Below are 18,937 nucleotides of genomic sequence, written 5' to 3'. Positions count from 1 at the left end.
CCTGCATTTCGCTCAGCACAACTCTTAATTACTTGCCGCTGGCGGATTGGGCGGCGCGTTGTTGAGCTGCTTTGCGGAAGGCTTCGTATTGGCTCTGCAAGGACTTGGGTGGCTTGGAACGCGTGCCTTCTTCGCTGAGTCCGCCGAGCTGGTCGTTGACGCCTCGTGCGGTTCGCTTGGTTGTCTCCGTGGGCGTTAAGCCTAACGCTCTCAACTCGTTGGCGTAATCGTCGTTCAAACCCTTGGGCGTAATTCCACGCTCACGTGCCGCTTGCCAACGATCGACAAACGCCTTCATGTCGTCGGCCGACCAGCCCAATCGCTTCAATAGCTCTGGATCCGGTTGGTCGCGCTGACGGTCTAAATACTGAAGTGCAAGATCGGTGGCTTGTTTCGCGTACTCCACGTTGGCTTGCGATTGGCCCGGCGCGGCACTGGCAGTCCCTTGCAGGCTGTCATCCGAGCCACCAGCGGCTGGGTTAGCGCCCTCGCCGGGGGTATTGCCAGGACGCGAGTTCGTTGGAGCTTGCGTGGCATCACGCTGCGAAGCGTTCGATTCAGCCCCCCCGCTAGCTTGTTCTGAGCCGCCTGCAGATTGCCCCTGGGCGTCGGTGCCAGCCGCGGAATCTCCGCTGTCTGCTGATTGATTCCCGCTGGCAGACGAGCTGGGGGCCTGTCCATTGGGAGATTGTCCGCTGGCGGGCTGCGGAGCATTCTGACCATTGGCCGCGTCAGACGCAGAAGGATCAGAAGCACCAGGCTCAGCCCCCGCCGCATTGTTGTCTTGAGCAGCATTTTGTCCGGCATTACGTTCGGGCCCGCTGCCTTTGTCGCCAAGGCTATCGGGATTAGGTTTGTCTGATGAATCGTTGCTAGGCGATACTCCCTTTTCCTTCATCCACTTGTTGATCTCCTCGATCGCTTCACCATCATGCAGCGGAGTATCGGGATTTCGATCGCTTTCTTTGACATCGTCTAAGCGTCCACGCTGGCCGTTGGGGTCCGAGCTATCTCGGGGCGACTGGCCGGTAGCTTCGTTGGAGTCGCTCTGGTTAGTAGTGTTCGGTTTGCCGTTTTCGCTGTTTCCCGCAGGCTGTTGTCGGTCGCCTTGCGAGCTTGTGTTGGAGGGCGTCTGGCTGGAAGGTTGCGTCGATTGGCCATTGGAGGATTGGCCATTGGAGGACTGTTCTGCGGAACCTGACTTGGGTGCACCTGTTTGTTCGGCTCCAGCTTCACTGGTACCGGTTGGATCGGAAGCAGAGTTCGCCGATTGCGACTGTCCCGATTGCGACATACCCGATTCACCCTTACCCGATTCACCCTTACCAGATTCACCCTTACCAGATTCACCCTTACCAGATTCACCCTGTCCAGATTCACCCTGTCCAGATTCACCCTGTCCAGATTCACCCTGTCCAGATTCACCCTGTCCAGATTCACCCTGTCCAGATTCACCCTGTCCAGATTCACGCTGTCCAGATTCACCTTGTCCAGATTCACCTTGTCCAGATTCACCTTGTCCAGATTCACCTTGTCCAGATTCACCTTGTCCGGATTCGCCTTGTCCGGATTGACCGTTCTGCGGTTGGTTTGCTTGTTTCTGCTGACTTTGGCCTTGGCCGGATTGACCTTTGTTTCCTTGCTCACCTTGCTCAGCTTGGTTCCCTTGCTCAGCTTGGTTTCCTTGCTCACCTTGGTTTCCTTGCTCACCTTGGTTTCCTTGCTCACCTTGGTTCCCTTGCTCAGCTTGGTTTCCTTGCTCAGCTTGGTTTCCTTGCTCAGCTTGGTTTCCTTGCTCAGCTTGGTTTGGCTGGCCCGCTTGGTTTGAATCTGTTGCGTTGGACTCAGACGCCGCTTGCTCCGACTGCATCGCGTCCGTTGCCTGGTCAGATTGTTCGCCAGTTTGTTCCGTTTTCGTGTCGCCGCTTGCGTCTTGAGCGCCAACAGCGGACGCGTCGTTGTCTTGGGGTTGACCGTCGGCGGTGTCCGACGACGGTTGTTGTTCAGCAGGCGGTTGGTCTGGCTGGATATCGCTGCCATCCAGCGGTTGGTCTGGCAGCGGTTTCATGGAATCGGGGGGGGCTGTAAGCTTCGTGGGTTCTTCTTGCGGACCCACGATGCGAATCCTCAACAGTGCAGACGACGACACGTTCGGTTCCCACTTGGCATCCTGTGCATCGCGACGATTGTCCGAAGCGAACGCTTGCAGCGTCAATTGATCACCTGGACGCAAACCCATGCGAGCGGGTTCAAAGCGCCATGTGCGTTGGACTTTCTCTTGCAAGCCTGCTTCATTGTGCAACAACGTAGCGTCTTCCAACTTGCTGCGTCCGCGAAGCAAACTGGTGCGAATATGTGAGAGCCCAAAGTCCGGGTCGTACGCTTCCACGGAAAAGTCGGATGCGTGATTGATCGGGAAGTCGATCGTATCGGGATAGGCTTCCGTCCAAGCGACCGCAGGAGCTTCGTCGGCCAGTACGCGGAAGTCATGGATTAAGGGATCGGAATTAGGTTGGCCCAGCGAACTGATGGCTGTGATGCGATAATTGCTGGGGCTGGGGTTGTCCTTCGACTTGTTCAATTGCAATTGGAAGGAGCCAGTCAAGCTTTGGCCTTGGGTGACCATCGAATACAACCGTTTGATATTGAGCGGATCGTCCGACGATGCTTCGGGATTGACCTCAATCCGCCCGCTGTCCATCGGTTGGTTCCCTTGTGCCACAATTTTTACTTTCGTTCCTTCAACCGCTTCAAAGTCGCTGGGGCCGTCCAGCGTTACTGGCGGTAGTTTTGTATATCGCGGGAAGGTCAAGTCGATCTTTTCGACAGCCACTAGGGGGACAAGCTCGACATCGACGCGATAGGGGCCTGCGACACTGTCACCCGCGCGGACTTGATATTGCAGGTCCTGCTGGATGCCATTGGCACCGATGGTTAAAGATCCAACGTAAGTTAGCCCTTCGATTTCGGGCTGCATCGGGATTTTTTGATTGATGAACTGGCCGTCGAAAGTACTGAATTCGATCTCGACTTTATCGCCCGGCATCCAGCCTCGCAGTTCGGCCGAGATCTCTAGTTGTTGGCCGCGGGCGACGACCGCATTTTTCGGATCAAGTTTGACAATCTTGACTCGCGTTGGAACTTCGATCGATTGCCAAGGCATCAGTAATCGCATCAAGGAATCGAAACCGCTTTTGGGGGACGCGACAAAGTAAGCCGCTGAAAGCACGAGCACTCCGAAGAGCAACATCGCTAACTTGAGCGGGGTGGTCGAAGCAATGAACTCGCCAAGATCATGCCGACTCAATCGTTCCACCGCAAACTTGCCAACTGCATTGACAACGCCTTTGGGTGGTCCATGTTCAGTTTCGCTCAGTTGCATGTAGCTGACGAGGCTATCTTTAAGCTCGGGGACTTTGCGCTCGATTTCCCTCGCTGCAAAGATCGGATTGATCTTGCGACCAAACATGGGGATCAACCGCCGGATCATCCACAGGCTGGAACAAGCGACGACGGTCGCCAGAAAGCTCCAGCGGACCAGCGCCGGCAATGGCCACACCCAATGGTCGATCAGAACCATCGCTAGGGCCGTGAGGCAAACTAAGATCGCGACACCGAGGACGGTTTTGGCAAGTTCAACGCGTTTGAGGTTGACCGCCGCTTCTGCCACCATGTCGGTCAGAGTCAAAACCGGCTTGTTTGCGGCAGCAGATTTCGAGTTCGGTTCGAACGCTTGTGCGGGCGGTGATGGCATCGAAGCTTGTGACATGACAGCGGGCGTATGTTGGATGACGAGTGAATAATCCGTGGGATTCCAGTGAAACCCGCATTCTATTGTAACACTTCAACTTCCCAGGGCTTAGTTTGTTAACTTGCAACCGCCGTATTTTTGCCGACTTCTCGTAAGTTGCCGGAAAAGTCATCCTGCTTGCCAAAATTTCCATCGCTTTTCGCAGACTAACCGTGAGCGATACTCCCATTGAGCATTCCTGCGAAAAATTGGTTCGTCGGCGTTTATGCCGGTGTTGGTGACGGTTTCGTGTGGCGCTCCGCGACTAATGTGTTAAGATAGTATGCTCCGAGAATAACAATACACCTCCCTGGTTTGGCAAGCAGTTTCAACATGATTGACGAAAAGCTAGCGCGCGAGTTGTATCGGCCGATTGTGCCTAGCCCCAGCGAGCCGACGGCCGCTGCTGCACCCAAAATCCCGATCCATCGGTTTCAAGCGCTCGAGCAACTGATCAAGAATAACCCCGCGAATTCGGGGCCATATGAAGAGCTGGCTTCGATCTACATCGAGCAGAATCGGTGGCGTGACGCAAAACGTGTTCTAGAACTAGGGACACATCACAATCCCGAAAACGAAAAACTGTTGGGGATGTACGAGGACACGCGACTGCGGTTGGCACGTGAAGCGATGGATTTAGCGGCTGCAAAATATCGCGATTTTGAAAGCCCCGCGAATCTGCGCGACTTGGATCAAAGTGAATTGGAACTGGCCGCTTTGCAATTCGAAGTGTCCGAGGCTCGTTACCAGCGACATCCCGAGTTATCCGAACTGCTGATTACGGCCGCGATCGCATTAAAGCGTTTAGGTAGAATCGATGAGGCAATCGAGCGACTCCGCAACGCGCAGAAATTCCCAGCGACGCGTGCTGTGGCTGCGATGAATTTAGGAATTTGTCTGGAAAGCCGCTCGCAAGTTATCGAGGCTTTAGCCGCTTACCGCTGTGCCGCACTGTTTCGTTCGCCCCCCCCGGAAAGAGAAGTGCGTCACCGAGCGTTGGAACTAGCCGCCGCTCTTTCGGAGCAGCATGCTCTGTTTGATTCCGCCATCCGCTATTTGGATCTCTTAATTTTAGAAACTCAAGAAAGTCAGGAGGCTCGCATCGCCAAACGAGACTCGCTGCGCGATCTAGCCCAACAACAAAAACAACTCACACGATCCATTCACCCGTAAACTAGCAGAAGCAATAAGGATACCAACGTGGCTCAAGCAATCGTCGATCCCGAACAACTGCGACAGTTCGCTATCATGTTGAAGCGATTTAACGCTACGCTGCAAGAATCATCCAGTAAGATCGGAGCGGAAATGGGGAAGCTGGCGACCTCGTGGCGCGATCAAGAGCATCGCAAATTTGCCATGGAGTTCGAACAGCAGATGAAACAACTACAGCGGTTGATCGAAAGCGGCGAACGACACGTACCCTATCTTCTGCGCAAGGCGGAGTTGATTGAGGAGTACCAAAACAATGGATAGTCGAGCGAATGTCAAAAGCTTTGAGGCCCTTGAGCAGTTTGCAAAAGCCCTGGCTGTCACACAAGCGGACCTGATGCGCTACGCAGAATCTATTCGCATCGAGTTGGATCGTGTCACCGATTATCTCGAACGTGAAGCTCCTGCCTATTGGAAACGCCAATACCAACGCGCTCAAGAGCGTCTGGAAGTAGCCCGTTCTGCCCTCAGTCGCTGCGAACAAGTAACTCGTGAAGACGAACGCAAAAGCTGCTCTGTCGAAAAGAAACAGGTCGCCGTCGCGAAGCAACGAGTCGACTTTTGCGAAAACCGCTTACGTTCACTCAAGCCAATCGGCCAAAATTGGCAGCAAGCTCGCCTGAAAACTCAAGCTCAATTACAACAGGTGCTCGACATGGCTGAAACCGGCTTACCAACGGCACAATCGACACTCAAGCAAATTATGATTCCACTGCGCGAGTATGCCAATCTCGAACATCATAGCAATCTAGAACCGTCATGAAATGAAGGGCTTCTACCATGCAATTGCGTCAGGATATCGTCGGCTGTATTGGCAACCTACAACGGGTCGCTGCGCGTCATCGCAATGATGTGCAGCACGTCAGCGAGCATTGGTCGGACGCTCGCTCCAAACACTTTTTAGAATCCGAACTACCAGCAGTGGAAGAAGGTGCCAAACGTTTGGTCGTCTACTTGCAAAAGACGCTGGATTTGGCCGCAATGATCGCTCAGCAAACTCGTGATGAACTGCCGGAAGAATAGCCATGCCGCAAGGTCTCCCACTACTTAAAGATCGTCGTATACAAAGAACGGTTGCGGGCTTGCAACACCGCATCAATTCTTGCGCTGCGCAATTAGAAGAAATCCAGGCATCAACCCTACAGGGCCAAGGGGACGTGCAACAGGAATTCGAAGCCAGCATCCTGTCGGTCCAGCAAACGCATACGCAAGAAGTCGCTGGCAGTCTGACTGCCTTCGACGAAGAATCGAATCTGTCTTGGACTTATTTTGATAAGGCGACCTTGCAGAGCTTGCAGTTGGAAAAAAAGGAGTTGGCCGATTTGCGCGAAGGGATGGTCAAAACACGAAACGCATACCGAGCGAAGCTCAAACAGACCATCCAGGAACTGCAAGCAACTGCCAAAGCTGATAAAGCCAAACTGCAACAAGCCTTTGACGCCAACAAAGACCAGCTTCGCAAGTATCGTTTAGAGAACGATCAAGTCTTGACCGATACCGACCAAATCGCGTCCAAACGATCGATTCAACTGGCGAATCAACCCGCCGCGGCAGGCAAGGTGGCCAGTGTCGAAGGGGACGGATCGTTTGCCGCGTTTCGACAGGCGATTGTCCGCGAAATTGCCGCAAACCGAACGCAGCTCAATGCGCTTTCGGATCATCCTGTAGCGAGGTTTTCGGACTCATGGCAGATATGGGCGCTCTCAATGGGAATGAGTGGCCTGGCGGCGGGGATTGTTTGGTACATGCAATCAGCGACCGCTGCACCAACACGGTTTATTTTTGCGATTGCGACGTTTGCCATCGCCAGCATCATTGTCGGTTTGGTCGCATTTCTTGCTCTGCGTCCTTTCATGAAACGACATATCCAGTCTTTGCTGCCCCAGATCTTTGAATCGCACGCTACAACCCAGGCGATCATCGAAAAAGGTGAGCAACATCTGCAATCGGTGCTCGTTACCCGCCACAAAGCCGTTGATGAAAAGCTGAAGCAGGATTTGATCGCGGCGGAAGAAGCGGTGACGAATAAACTGACCAAGCTAAAAGCTGAATACGACGCGAAAAAGATGGAAGCCGCCCAGCGCCAGGCAACTAAACGGCGAGACTTACTTGTAAACTTTGAAAATCAACAACAGTCGATCTTTCACAACTCGGACTCACAAGTTGCCACGTTGAAGTCAACGCACGAAGCGAAACTGAACCACCTACAAAACACATTACAGCAAACGTTGCAAGGTCGGGTCGACCACGAGCGGCAGCAGTCGGCCTATATGCGTTTTCGATTAAGCTCTGCAGTCCTGCAGTCGCACCAGCGATTTGAACGCCTAAGTCAAGATATCCAAGCGATTTGTCCACCTTGGCCTGATGATGCGCAAGCAGTTCGCAGTTCCACCCGAGGGCTCAACGAACTAGCATTCATTCCGCTGGGTAGCTTGCAGATCGATGTTGGTGCTCAACATGGCAGAACGCTCAGCGCCGCCAGCACGCAACCGCTGCAGGCACAGTTGCCGCTGGTTTTCAAGCTGGTGGAACATGGGCTGCTGACGATTCGATGTGATTCGAAGAATCACGTCTTGGCACAAAGCGTCATTCGTAATTTGGTTCTGCGAGCGTTTTATTCTTTACCGCCCGGCGCATTACAAGTGACTATCATTGATCCGGATGGGCTCGGCCGTGAGTACTCGCATCTGATGCAGCTAGCCGACTCGGATCCAACCATGGTCAATCATCGTGTGTGGACACAGAGCGTTCACATCTCCGAACAACTTGCCAAACTGTCGCATCATACGGAAGACGTTATCCAGCAATTGCTGCGTGATCAGTATCCTGATATTCGAGCGTACAATCGAGAAGCGGGTTCGATGGCTGAACCGTACCGATTGGTCATTTGGTCGCGATTTCCTGCGGGCGTCGATGAAGCCGCTTGGCGTTACTTGTCATCGCTGATCAGTTCTGGCGGTCGCTGTGGCGTGAGCACCGTGTTGCTGGTGGACGAAGACTTCACATTACCGCCCTACATCGATCTGCATCGCTTCGACGGCGTTGGCTTAAGCTTGCGATTGGAACACAGCGATGAACCGGGCGCTGTGCAAGCGAAGGTAGCTGATGTTACGCTCGCGGAGTTTCCAATCCATTTCGATCAGCCACCTGAATCCAAAGTGCAAAACGAAGTGCTGCGTCGGGTGGCTGAAGAAGCGTTGCGGGCCAACCGCGTCGAAGTTCCCTTTGAGGCGATCATCCCTGCGGATCAAGCTCAGTACGAATGCAGTTCAGCCAGCGGACTGTCGATCCCTGTCGGTCAGGCGGGCGTTGGCCGCATTCAATCGCTGCGGTTGGGACATGGTACCGCGCAGCACGTTTTGGTCGCAGGCAAAACGGGATCGGGTAAATCTTCGTTCCTGCATACTTTGGTGACCAGTGCCGTTACGCATTATTCGCCGGAGGACTTGCGATTAGTGCTTTTGGATTTCAAAAAAGGTGTTGAATTCCAAGTCTATTCTGAAGCGTCGCTCAGTCATGCGGACATTATCGGTATCGAAAGCCAGCGGGAGTTTGGTTTGAGTGCACTGGAATATCTTGATCGCATTATGCAAAAGCGCGGCGAAGCTTTCCGCGCCGCTGGTGTACAAGATGTCCCAAGTTGGTGCCAGGTTCGGCCTGATCAACCGATGCCACGCATCTTGGTTGTGGTCGATGAGTTTCAAGAAATCTTCACCGAGGACGACAAGCTCGCTCAACAAGCGGCAATGTATTTAGACCGCATTGTGCGACAAGGAAGGTCGTTTGGTATCCACGTGGTACTTGCATCGCAGACTTTAGGTGGGGCGTATTCATTGCCACGTACAACCCTGGCTCAGATGGCTGTTCGAGTGGCGCTCCAATGCGAAGGGGCCGACGCCATGATGATCCTCAGCGAAGATAACTTGGCCGCTGAACGCCTGCGGCATTCAGGGCAAGCAGTTTACAACGACCAAAGTGGTCGCATCGAAGGCAATCAGCCTTTTCAAGTTGCTTATCTAGCGAAATCAGAGCAACGAAGCGTGCTGGAAAGTCTAGCGGACCGTCCGCGACTGCTCGACCCGATGCACGGCGGGTTAGAGAAGTGTGTCGTTTTCGATGGTCATCGCAAAGCGACGTGGGATGCCGCCACGATGGAGCTTGAACTGCGTCGCATCCAATCGGTCAATGAGAAGTCGCCCGCGATTATGCTGGGCGACAGCGTTTCTATCGAACCGATGGTGTCGTTGTTGTTGCATCGTCAATCTGGTCAAAATATCTTGGTAGTTGGCAATGATGACGAAAACCAGGCGGCTGTGCTGCGGAGTGTTGCGGTGTCGTTTTTGGCCGAGTCAACAACGGGCGATAGCACCGCTCGGCGAATAACGATGATCGATGCGGCTCGGGAGGAGGATACTTATTCGGTCGGCTTGTTTCAGCGATTCTTGAGTGATCGCGCTGCGGTGAACCGGGTGGTTCCCAACAAAGTTGATGAAGCGATCTCGGCTTTGCACGCGGTTTTGCAGTCGCGAATGAAGATGTTAGATGATGAGACCGTTTCGGCCAGCCAATCTCAGGAGTGGTCAGCAGAATTGTTGATGGTGACACATCTTGGGCGTTTGCGTAGTCTCCGCAGGAACGACGAGTTTAGTTTTGGCGATGATGATCAGCCGAAGATTGACAAGATGTTTCAAGAGTTGCTGCGTGATGGGCCGAGTGTTGGGATTTTTAGTTGTATTTTCAGTGACAGTGCGAATACCGTGAATCGTTGGTTGAGTCGCCAGTCGATGCATGAATTCGAGTATCGTGTGATGATGCAAATGAGTGTCAACGATTCGAACCATTTGATTGATTCTGCGGCGGCCAATCGATTAGATAAAAATGTATTGTTGTTGTATAGCGAATCGACCGGCGTGATACGCAAATTCCGTCCCTATGCGGTTTGATGGTGGCAGGCACACTCCGTGTGCCGTCCGCAAGCCAACAACCCACTCCGTGTGCCGTCTGCACGGGCTGAAACGCAGTTCTGGCATAACTCCCCGACCTTGTTACCTGCCTTTTATCTGGCTGAGTCCAAACGGAGTGTGCAACGGACTGAGACCAAGCCTATTGATCGACCTGCTGTGTCATCAACGTTTGCTGCTTCAGCAGAATCTCCGGTGGAATGCCACGGACTTTCAATATGCCGCTCAGCGCCACGATGATCGCAAGGAAAAGCACAATCAATCCGAGGTATCGGCTGCGATTGTCACGCATCGACTGGAACTTGGGCGAACGTCCAACAAGCACTGCGGCCATGAAGAAGACCGCAAACGCTAACAGCATTTTGATGCCGATCAATGCGTGGTACAGTCCGTCCCCTTTATGCAACTTCATCTGCACAAAGTAATTGTAGAATCCGGTGATCAACAGCAGGGCAGTGCCGCCGTGGACAAAGCGTTTCCAGTAGTTGCCTGCATTGGCCATGACCTCTTTCCGCGCGGATTCGTCAAGCCCGCGTAAGGCAGGTAGCAAGACCATCAGCGTATAAACCGTACCTCCAGCCAAACATATAGCAGTCCCAACGTGAAAAATCCGCGAAACGACGTCCACTGCGAAAATTGATTCCATGGAGTGCTTTCTCTGTAAAAGCGTTTGTTACGATCGACTTTGTTTCCAAAGGGGGCTGACCCTTTTGCAACGATCCGTCCGACTGGCTGAGCTAGCAGGATACCAAAAACCGGCTGAGCGAACAGGCAAGCGATATCGAACAGGACTTGAAAAGTAGCTTAACACGACCGACGCGGAATCCGTTAGAATAGATTTACTGTCACATGAAAGGCCCTCAACATCCCATTGAGTGGCATTGCCCCCCTTCCCGCCAATTGGTTTGCGACGAGTGCCGCTGGCAGTGACTCGTGGACCACCACCCTCTCACAATTTTTGGAGCTGTGTTCTATGAATGATCAAGCATCTCAACCGTCTCATGTTTCTCGACGCCGATTTCTGATGACAACTGCTACGGCGACGACGCTCGCGGCTACTGCACCGCAGTTCCTGTACGGAGCGCCTTCACGTTCTAGTGCCGCAGAGAACTTCATCGGTGAGTTTTACGAATCGCTAACCGACAAGCAGCGTCCCGAGATTTGCCTTGGGCTCGATAACCCAGCAATGCGACGCGCTCACGCCAACTGGCATGTAACCAAGCCGCTGATCGGTAGCGATTTCTACAGCAAGTCGCAACAAGCGTTGATTGAAAAGATCGTGCAAAACGTGACCTCCGAAGATGGCTTTGCGAGGCTCCAAGAGCAGATGGATTACGACGACGGCGGCCTGCAAGCTTACAGCGTCGCGTTGTTTGGCAATCCTAAAGAAGACAAATTTCAATGGGTGTTGACTGGTCGTCATCTGACCTTGCGCGCTGATGGAAATACGATGCAGGATAGCGCTTTTGGCGGACCGCTGGTGTATGGTCATGGTGAAGAGTCTTCTGCCAAAGAAAACTTGTTCTACTACCAGACGCAAAAAGTGAATACGGTCTTTCACGCGTTAGATCCAAAGCAACGCCAAGCGGCTTTGTTGACCAAAATTCCCAGCGAATCGCAAGTCGCGCCTCAGGGCGATGCGGCCAAGATCGCGGGGCTGGCAGTATCGGAGATGACTTCCGATCAAAAAGAATTGGTGCAAAGTGTTCTGAAAACGATCTTAGCACCCTATCGATCGGAGGATAGCAGCGAGGCGATGGAAGTGATCCAGCAAGCTGGTGGCGTGGACGCGTTGCGGTTCGCGTTCTACAGCGACGGTGATTTAGAGTCGGACGGCGTATGGGACATGTGGCGGATTGAAGGGCCTCGTACCGTGATTCACTTCCGAGGTGCTCCGCACGTCCACGCCTTTATCGATATTGGGTAGTTTGACCGAGCGAGCAACGACGGTCAAAGATAAAAAGTCACCCGAGACGGTATGTGGGTTGAACCGTATGACGCGCACTTCTGGCTGCTAGCAGAACTGCTGCGTCAGAGGTTTGATCACCAGCTCAGGCACATGCGCTTGAGGTGGTAACAACGCGATCGCAAGCACCATAGCTGCGACGTCTTCGGGTTGCAAGATTCGAGCTTTGTGTTCTGCACTCACGGGCACCGGACGTTGGTCCAATATTGGCGTGTTTACTTCTCCGGGATAAACATTCGTGACGCGAATACCGTGCTCGCACAGTTCATTGCCAGCGGCCGTCCCTAGCGCAGTCAACGCGAACTTGCTAGCGCAATAGGCAATCCCACCTAGGGTGATCGCTCGCTTGCCTGCAACACTGGAAACGTTCACGATCAAACCTTGTTTGGCCTGCAACATCGCAGGCAACACGGCGTGCATGCAGTTATAGGCACCGGTAGCATTGATCCCCATGACTTTGTCCCAGTCTTCTGGCGTCATGGCTTGCATGGTTCGGTCGCGGATATTGATTCCAGCGGCTTGAACCAAGATTGTGGTCGGGGGCATGGTGGCTTGAGCCCATTGGAAGAAAGTCTGCACGCTGGATCGGTCAGAGACGTCGATCGGGTGTCCAGTCGCTTTGCCAAATTCTGCAAGCTGCTCGACAGCTTTTGCGACCGCGTCAGGCCGCCGCGAGCCGATCGCGACGGTGGCGCCTTCTTGTAACATAGCTTTTGCGATACCAAAACCAATTCCTGTAGCGCCGCCGGTAATGATGACCGAAGCGTTTGCAAGTCGTGACATAAAATACGATCAATGTGAGAGAAAGGAAGCGTTTGTAAAAATCAAGCGTCTGGAAATCGCTTGGTACGAAATCAGAGCCAACAGAATCTGTTATCCTGTGAGGCAACGTTAGATTGTAGTCAATTTTTTGAAAAGGTTAGCCCATGGACTCCCGCGCAGCAATAAGTGCCACTTTGAATACCAGCATGCTCGTGCTGCGATCATATGTATCCGATTTTTCGAAAGAGGAGCTATTGCAGCGTCCTGGCGAAGGCTGCAACCATATCGCTTGGCAATTGGGACATTTGATTAGCTCCCAAGCCTCTTTACTCAACAGCATCGTGCCAGGGACTGCACCAGAAATGACCGAGGACTTTGTCGCTAACCATGGCATGCAAAATACGCAGCAAGACGCCCCCGCCGCTTATCACACGGTCGAAGAATACTTGAAGTTATTTGATGCCGTAAACGCTGCGGTGGTAGCAGAGCTTCACAAGATGACTGACGACGCTCTCGATGCTCCCTCTCCAGAAAACCTGCGCAGTATGTTTCCCACGGTCGGCGAGGTGTTTGTGTTGATGGCCACACATCCACTGATGCACGCTGGCCAAATTGTGCCGCTTCGGAGAAAATTGAATAAGCCGGTGGTGATCTAGCTGCATTTGCCGGGCGTTTTGAATTACATTAAAAGCCTTACCCTCCTACTTCGGTCCTCACTGACAAAATTCCTGCCATGCAATTTCTTGAACTCTATCGAACATTCGTCATTCCAGCGGTCGTGGCGATGTCATGTGTCCTGCTTCCAAGTATTGAGACATTGGTGACCACGCGCGTCGCCGCCCAAGAGTCTGTCGACAATCCGTGGACTCGATTTCGCGGTCCGAATGGGACAGGCGTTCTCGAAAGCTTTCATGGTCCGCTGCCTTGGACCGCGGAACAGGTCCTGCACCGCATCGATTTGCCTGGCACAGGAAATGGGTCGCCAGTGATATGGAACAACGTTGCTTATTTGCAAACAGCCAACGGCGAAAGCGGTATCCGTTCGTTGGTAGCGATCGATTTGGCGAGCGGCAAGATCCGATGGCAGAATGATTCCGCATTTCCGATTTACAGCATCCACAAGTACAGTTCGTTCGCTTCCAGCACCCCATGCGTGGATGAAAAAGCTGTCTACAATGTTTGGGGCTCGCCTCAGTCGTTGGTGGTGGAAGCGTTGAGTCATCAGGGCGATAAACTGTGGTCACGCGATCTGGGGACGTTTGTCTCGCAGCATGGTTTTGGCAGCTCACCGATGCGAGTTGGTGATTTGGTTGTTGTGTTCAACAGCCAAGACGCTCGCGATCTCCCACCGGGGGTTGCCCCAGGGACAGATCGCATGGTGGCCTTGAATGCTGCAAGTGGAGAAATCGTCTGGCAGAAAGAGCTTGAACCAGCAGTGGTCTGTTATGGAGTGCCCTGCGTGGCGGACGTGGGTGGCAAACAAGCGTTGCTCAATGCGAACTCCTCGAATGGTTTTTTTGCGTTGGACGTAGCCAGTGGCGAGCTATTGTTCGACAAGCTGCCGTTCGGCAAGCGAGTCTGTTGCTCCTGTGCGTTCAATGATGAAATCGTGGTTGCATCGGAAGGTTCCGGGGGAGGCGGTAACATTGTGGTAGCCCTTGACCGCAAGACGGGCCAAGAGCGATTTCGGATTGAGAAGGCGGCTAGCTATGTTCCTAGTCCATTGATACACAACGACAAGCTCTTTATTTGGTCTGACAATGGCATCGTGAGCAGTGTCGACGTGTATACCGGCGAGACTTTATCGAGCAAGCGCGTTGGCGGCAGTTATTCATCGTCGCCGGTGGTGCTGGGCGACAAGCTGGCGAATATCTCGCATGATGGAGTTGTCAGTATCTTGACGGCTGATGATAAGTTGGAGCAGGTTGGGTCGATTGATTTGGAGCAGAGTTCGCGTGCGACGCTGGCTGCTACTGCAGACAAGTTGCTGATTCGCACCGACGAACAATTGTGGGTGATTGGGCGCTAGTCACTTGCGGTTGTTCGTAGTCCCGCCTTCAGGCGGAATGGGTAACTTGGTTTAACCGCGTTGGGCATCGCCCCGCGTTTGTTGAGTGCAACTCAGTGACAACGCGGCCCGATGGGCACGCGGTTAAACGAAACGCTGCGGGTTCACGGGGTGAATCGGCCTGCAAACTTAACGACGGCGTGTGAACTCCAAAAAGCGATCAAGCGACCAAGTATTGATCACTTGATCTTTCGCAATGCCTGCGCGACGAGCTTGCATCACTCCAAAATGCATGAGCTCCAAATTCGATAGCGAATGGGCATCGGTGTTGATCGTGATTGAAACTCCGGCCGCAGTCGCAGACATGGCATGCACATCGCTCAAGTCCAAACGATGCGGATTCGAGTTGATCTCGAGCGCTTTGCCATAATCTCTTGCCGCTTGGATGACCGCTTCCAAATCGACTTCGTATGGATCGCGCTGACCAATCAGTCTGCCGGTAGGATGAGCGATTGCATGTACATAGGGATTCTTTATCGCATTCAAGATCCGCTCGGTAATCTGCTCACGCGGTTGCCGTTGGCCATAATGCACGCTGGCCAGCACCCAGTCGGCTTGTTTTAAAACATCATCCGGCAAGTCCATGGTGCCGTCTTCCAAAATGTCGCACTCAATACCTTTCAGGATGTAAATTCCAAGGGATTGCGAGGCATTGATTTCGTCGATTTGTGCCCACTGCTCAAGGGCTCGGGTGGGCGTGAGGCCTCGCGCCATGGAAACACGGCGGCTGTGATCGGTGATGGCCAAATAAGTGTAGCCCTTTCGCTTGCAGGCTTGCGCCATCACTTCGATTGATTCGGTACCATCGGTCGCGGTGGTATGCATATGCAGATCGGCGCAGATGTCAGACAACTGGATGATAGACTGCGACCTGTCAGCGAAATTGTCATTGAACTCGAAACGATTTTCCCGAAACTCAGGAGCAATCCAAGGCAAGCCCAATGCGGTATAGATTGCTTCTTCGGACGATGAGTCGACAGTGGCCGCATCGGCATCTTCGTTGGGGATCAATCCATATTCGTTGAGCTTATAGCCGCGGTCTTTCGCGATTTGGCGAACTTTGATGTTATGATTTTGTGAGCCGGTAAAGTACTGCAGCGCTGCGCCCCAGGACGCTTGATCGACCACGCGGAGATCGGCTTGAAAGGCTTGAGCTAGTCGTACGCTCGTTTTGGTATCGCCACTGACGAGGACTTCGCTGACAGCGGGGAATTCGGCAAAGTACTTCATGACCGCGTCGGGGTTTTGTGAAACAGCCAAGATATCGATGTCGCCCACCGTTTCACGACTGCGGCGATAGCTGCCAGCAAACTCAAATTTGGAGATCTCTGGACAATGTTGCAGGTAGGCTCGCAGTTGTTCGATCAGTTGACTGGCGTCGTCGATTCGCATCCGCTGAGCGGCGGAAGCGGCGATGGTGATCCCATGCAAGATGGCTTTTTCGGTCTTTTCCCCGAAGCCGCGCAACATTCGAATGCGACCTTGTTCGGCGGCCAATCGCAGCGATTCTAAATCTCGGATGCCCAACTCGGTAAACAGGAAACCGACTTTCTTGGCTCCCAGCCCGGGAACGTTCATCAGAGACAGCAGCGAAACGGGATACTTTTCTCGTAATTCTTCTAAGAACTGGATTTTTCCTGTCGCAACCAATTCCCTTGTCTTGTCAGCGATTGCCGTTCCAATACCCTTTAGTTCCGCGATGTCCTCGCCGCGATCCACCATGCCTTTGAGCGACGTAGACAATTCGCGAATGTTTTCCGCAGCGTTTCGGTAAGCTCGAACTCGAAAGGCATTTTCGCCTTGGATCTCGAGCCAATCGGCGATTTCGTCAAAAAGTTGGGCTATTGAAGTGTTGCTAAAATCCATTGAAGTCAGTTGAAAGTGGTAGGGCGGCTAAACAACGTGCGACGAACAAACGGTCGTGCGGAGTGGTTTTTGTCGGTCCGTCGTCACGATGTACCCATAAGATACATGGTCCAGTGCAATCCACGGGGTCGGTGGGCTGCACGAATGCAACAATATCTGTAACTATTGCTACAAAACTTGATTGATCGTTAAACTCGTAAAATTGAACCACTTGTATGCAAAAAGGTTTTCCGGCAATTGATGTCCAACGACTCGTGAAGACGTTTGGGGAATTCAAAGCACTCGACCATTTAACACTCAGCATCCCCGAAGGTTCTCTCTTCGGTTTACTGGGCCCCAATGGAGCGGGCAAGACAACGTTGCTGAGAACTTTACTGGGTTATATCAGGGCAACAAGCGGAAGTGCGTCAATCTTCGGGCAACCGATTGAATTAGATTCTAAAGCGGTACGATCGCTAATAGCTTACTTGCCCGCAGAAGCGAAACTGTTTCGCATGATGCGAGGTTCCGCAGTGCTGAAGTTATTCAGTGATCTGCATCCGCATGGAAATCTGGATATCGCCGTCTCGATTGCGGAACGCTTGAAATTGGACACGAGTCGTTTAGTCGGATTCATGTCGACCGGCATGCGTCAGAAACTTGCGATCGCTTGCGTCTTAGGGATTCGCAGTCGGCTGATCATCCTGGATGAACCTACCGCCAATCTCGATCCGACCGTCCGCGGTGTTGTCGTGCAGTTGATTAAAGAAGCCCATGCGGTAGGCTCTACGATCGTCTTGTCATCCCATTTGTTAGATGAGATCGAGCAGTTATGCGATCGGGCTGCGGTTATCAAAGCAGGCCGCGTTGTTCATGAAGTCAACATTCAATCGATGAAAGCTACTTATCAAGTCGCTACCGCTGGCAGTCCTGACCGCCTTTCATCGAGCTTGAACACTCCACTGCCTCGTGGAATGACGGTCAACACCGCCATGACGAATGCAGCAACCGGACGGAACGAAGGTTGTACGATCGACGTTTCAACGACAGATGTTTCCCTGGACGAAGCCTTACGCTATCTAGCTGAGCAGGGCCTTTCAATCAAGCATATCGAACCTTTAGGTCTAAGGACTATCTACGAAACGTGTTCCGCATCTTAGTTAAAAAGTACACCAACGACGCTTGGCTGCTGTTGGTTTGTTCGGCAAGTATACTGCTGATGTTCACTTGGGTTCGCATCTGGACTGTTGCACAATTTGAGCTCAGCGGATTTCAGCCTTTGCTTGAGCAGATGAAGATGTTCGAGAAATTTTCACCCGTACCGCTGGAGCAGTTCTTGACGTACGAGGGAGTGATCGGGCTTTCATTTGCCGAACCGATTTTGCTGCTGTGCATATTGACGTGGAGTATCAGTCGGGGGTCGGATGTGGTCAGTGGTGAGTTGAATCGTGGTACGCTGGAAATGTTGCTTGCTCAGCCCATTGCACGCTCACATTTGATCTTTGCCCATGGATTGGTCAGCGTAATGGGATTGGCCATCCTGTGTCTTGCAAGCTTGCTTGGGATTATTGGCGGCATCTACACCAACTCGACATTAGTTTCATCGTATCCTGAACCGATCATGATCATGGGAGTATCGGTAACTCCGTTCTGGTCAGAACCGGTCAAGCAAATGTTGCCTTTGTCAGAACTCGTTAAGATCGAATACTTTCTTGCGCCAACTTTGAATCTATTTGCGTTGGGCTTCTTTGTATTGGCGCTTTCGGTATTGGTCAGTGCGTGGGATCAGTATCGTTGGCGGACCATTGGTATCGTCGTTGGCATTTATATCTTGCAGGCGCTTTTGCTGGTGCTAGGCAAATCGACGCCACAGACCAGTTTCTTAATCCCCTTTAGTTTCCTAGCTGCATATCAACCCGACTGGATGGTTCACGCGGTGGCAGGTTTAGGCGTTCGTCCCACAGCGCTTTGGATACCGGCGACCAGCACTACTAGTTTTCGGCTGGGACCATTGGGATACAGCTTGGTCCTTTTAAGTTTAGGGTTTGTGGCGTATGCCGCCGCGATCTGGCGATTCCGTCGACGCGACCTACCCGCGCCCTTGTAGTTTGGGCCTCAGCAATCATCATCCAAATTTGCGAAGAACGTGTTTTAAAACCGGAGCTAACTACTTGAAGGCGAGTCGCTTTTGTTGGGATTTTGCCTCGCCGTAGAAGGGTATGTGGTTAAACGACGTCTGCCCCGTTTCGTCTGCGAATCAAACGCGATCCACTTCGAAACCAAGTGAAACTCGATCAAGGGGAGCTCGGGAAACCGCATGATGTTCCTGGTGTTTT

General features: G+C 52.8%; 14 protein-coding genes. 10 read left to right on the top strand and 4 right to left on the bottom strand.

The features are described from left to right. Positions 1 to 975: 975 nt before the first annotated feature. On the bottom strand, positions 976 to 2,040 hold the full coding sequence (locus SH302x_RS20070) for a pentapeptide repeat-containing protein (RefSeq protein ID WP_479369292.1): 1,065 nt from the start codon (positions 2,038 to 2,040) through the stop codon (positions 976 to 978). A gap of 2,083 nt (positions 2,041 to 4,123) precedes the next feature. Here SH302x_RS20070 and SH302x_RS20065 point away from each other — a divergent pair. The 5 genes from SH302x_RS20065 to SH302x_RS20045 are packed head-to-tail and all read left to right on the top strand — an operon-like array spanning position 4,124 to position 9,942. Further along, a complete protein-coding gene (locus SH302x_RS20065) occupies positions 4,124 to 4,963 on the top strand; it encodes a hypothetical protein (protein ID WP_479364382.1) in 840 nt (279 codons plus the stop codon). 27 nt (positions 4,964 to 4,990) lie between these two features. Beyond that, on the top strand, positions 4,991 to 5,263 hold the full coding sequence (locus SH302x_RS20060; protein WP_479364381.1) for a WXG100 family type VII secretion target: 273 nt from the start codon (positions 4,991 to 4,993) through the stop codon (positions 5,261 to 5,263). After that, positions 5,256 to 5,762, top strand: a complete 507-nt coding sequence (locus tag SH302x_RS20055; RefSeq protein WP_479364380.1) for a hypothetical protein — start codon at positions 5,256 to 5,258, stop codon at positions 5,760 to 5,762. The genes SH302x_RS20060 and SH302x_RS20055 overlap by 8 nt, the downstream gene beginning before the upstream one ends. A gap of 17 nt (positions 5,763 to 5,779) precedes the next feature. Beyond that, positions 5,780 to 6,022, top strand: coding sequence for a hypothetical protein (locus SH302x_RS20050; protein ID WP_479364378.1), 243 nt, complete (start codon positions 5,780 to 5,782; stop codon positions 6,020 to 6,022). Positions 6,023 to 6,024: 2 nt separating this feature from the next. Further along, positions 6,025 to 9,942: an FtsK/SpoIIIE domain-containing protein gene (locus SH302x_RS20045; RefSeq protein WP_479364377.1), complete on the top strand. Its 3,918-nt coding sequence runs from the start codon at positions 6,025 to 6,027 to the stop codon at positions 9,940 to 9,942. Positions 9,943 to 10,102: 160 nt separating this feature from the next. Here SH302x_RS20045 and SH302x_RS20040 read toward each other — a convergent pair whose 3' ends face one another. Continuing rightward, the gene (locus SH302x_RS20040; RefSeq protein WP_479364376.1) at positions 10,103 to 10,606 is read right to left on the bottom strand and encodes a hypothetical protein; all 504 of its coding nucleotides are present in this window, start codon (positions 10,604 to 10,606) and stop codon (positions 10,103 to 10,105) included. A 327-nt stretch (positions 10,607 to 10,933) separates the two neighbouring features. On the opposite strand from SH302x_RS20040, the gene SH302x_RS20035 reads away from it, so the two are divergent. Then, positions 10,934 to 11,887 carry a DUF3500 domain-containing protein gene (locus SH302x_RS20035; RefSeq protein WP_479364375.1) on the top strand — a complete coding sequence of 318 codons (954 nt, stop codon included), beginning with the start codon at positions 10,934 to 10,936 and terminating at the stop codon, positions 11,885 to 11,887. Between the two features lie 87 nt (positions 11,888 to 11,974). Here the strand turns inward: SH302x_RS20035 and SH302x_RS20030 are convergent, their stop codons facing one another. Then, positions 11,975 to 12,709: an SDR family oxidoreductase gene (locus SH302x_RS20030; protein ID WP_479364374.1), complete on the bottom strand. Its 735-nt coding sequence runs from the start codon at positions 12,707 to 12,709 to the stop codon at positions 11,975 to 11,977. Between the two features lie 143 nt (positions 12,710 to 12,852). On the opposite strand from SH302x_RS20030, the gene SH302x_RS20025 reads away from it, so the two are divergent. Next, positions 12,853 to 13,344: a DinB family protein gene (locus SH302x_RS20025; RefSeq protein WP_479364372.1), complete on the top strand. Its 492-nt coding sequence runs from the start codon at positions 12,853 to 12,855 to the stop codon at positions 13,342 to 13,344. A 77-nt stretch (positions 13,345 to 13,421) separates the two neighbouring features. Continuing rightward, the gene (locus SH302x_RS20020) at positions 13,422 to 14,717 is read left to right on the top strand and encodes an outer membrane protein assembly factor BamB family protein (protein ID WP_479364370.1); all 1,296 of its coding nucleotides are present in this window, start codon (positions 13,422 to 13,424) and stop codon (positions 14,715 to 14,717) included. A 168-nt stretch (positions 14,718 to 14,885) separates the two neighbouring features. Here SH302x_RS20020 and polX read toward each other — a convergent pair whose 3' ends face one another. Next, complete coding sequence (gene polX / locus SH302x_RS20015; RefSeq protein WP_479364368.1) at positions 14,886 to 16,622, bottom strand: DNA polymerase/3'-5' exonuclease PolX; 1,737 nt, start codon at positions 16,620 to 16,622, stop codon at positions 14,886 to 14,888. A gap of 215 nt (positions 16,623 to 16,837) precedes the next feature. Between polX and SH302x_RS20010 the strand changes: the two genes are divergently transcribed. Together SH302x_RS20010 and SH302x_RS20005 are read left to right on the top strand one after the other, a co-directional pair. Continuing rightward, positions 16,838 to 17,761, top strand: a complete 924-nt coding sequence (locus tag SH302x_RS20010) for an ABC transporter ATP-binding protein (protein ID WP_479364366.1) — start codon at positions 16,838 to 16,840, stop codon at positions 17,759 to 17,761. After that, on the top strand, positions 17,746 to 18,708 hold the full coding sequence (locus SH302x_RS20005; protein ID WP_479364365.1) for an ABC-2 transporter permease: 963 nt from the start codon (positions 17,746 to 17,748) through the stop codon (positions 18,706 to 18,708). Before SH302x_RS20010 ends, SH302x_RS20005 begins: the two co-directional genes overlap by 16 nt. The last annotated feature ends 229 nt before the right edge of the window (positions 18,709 to 18,937 follow it).

The organism is Njordella calcicola, from assembly GCF_056494125.1.
This window is presented reverse-complemented; position numbering and strand designations above follow the sequence as displayed.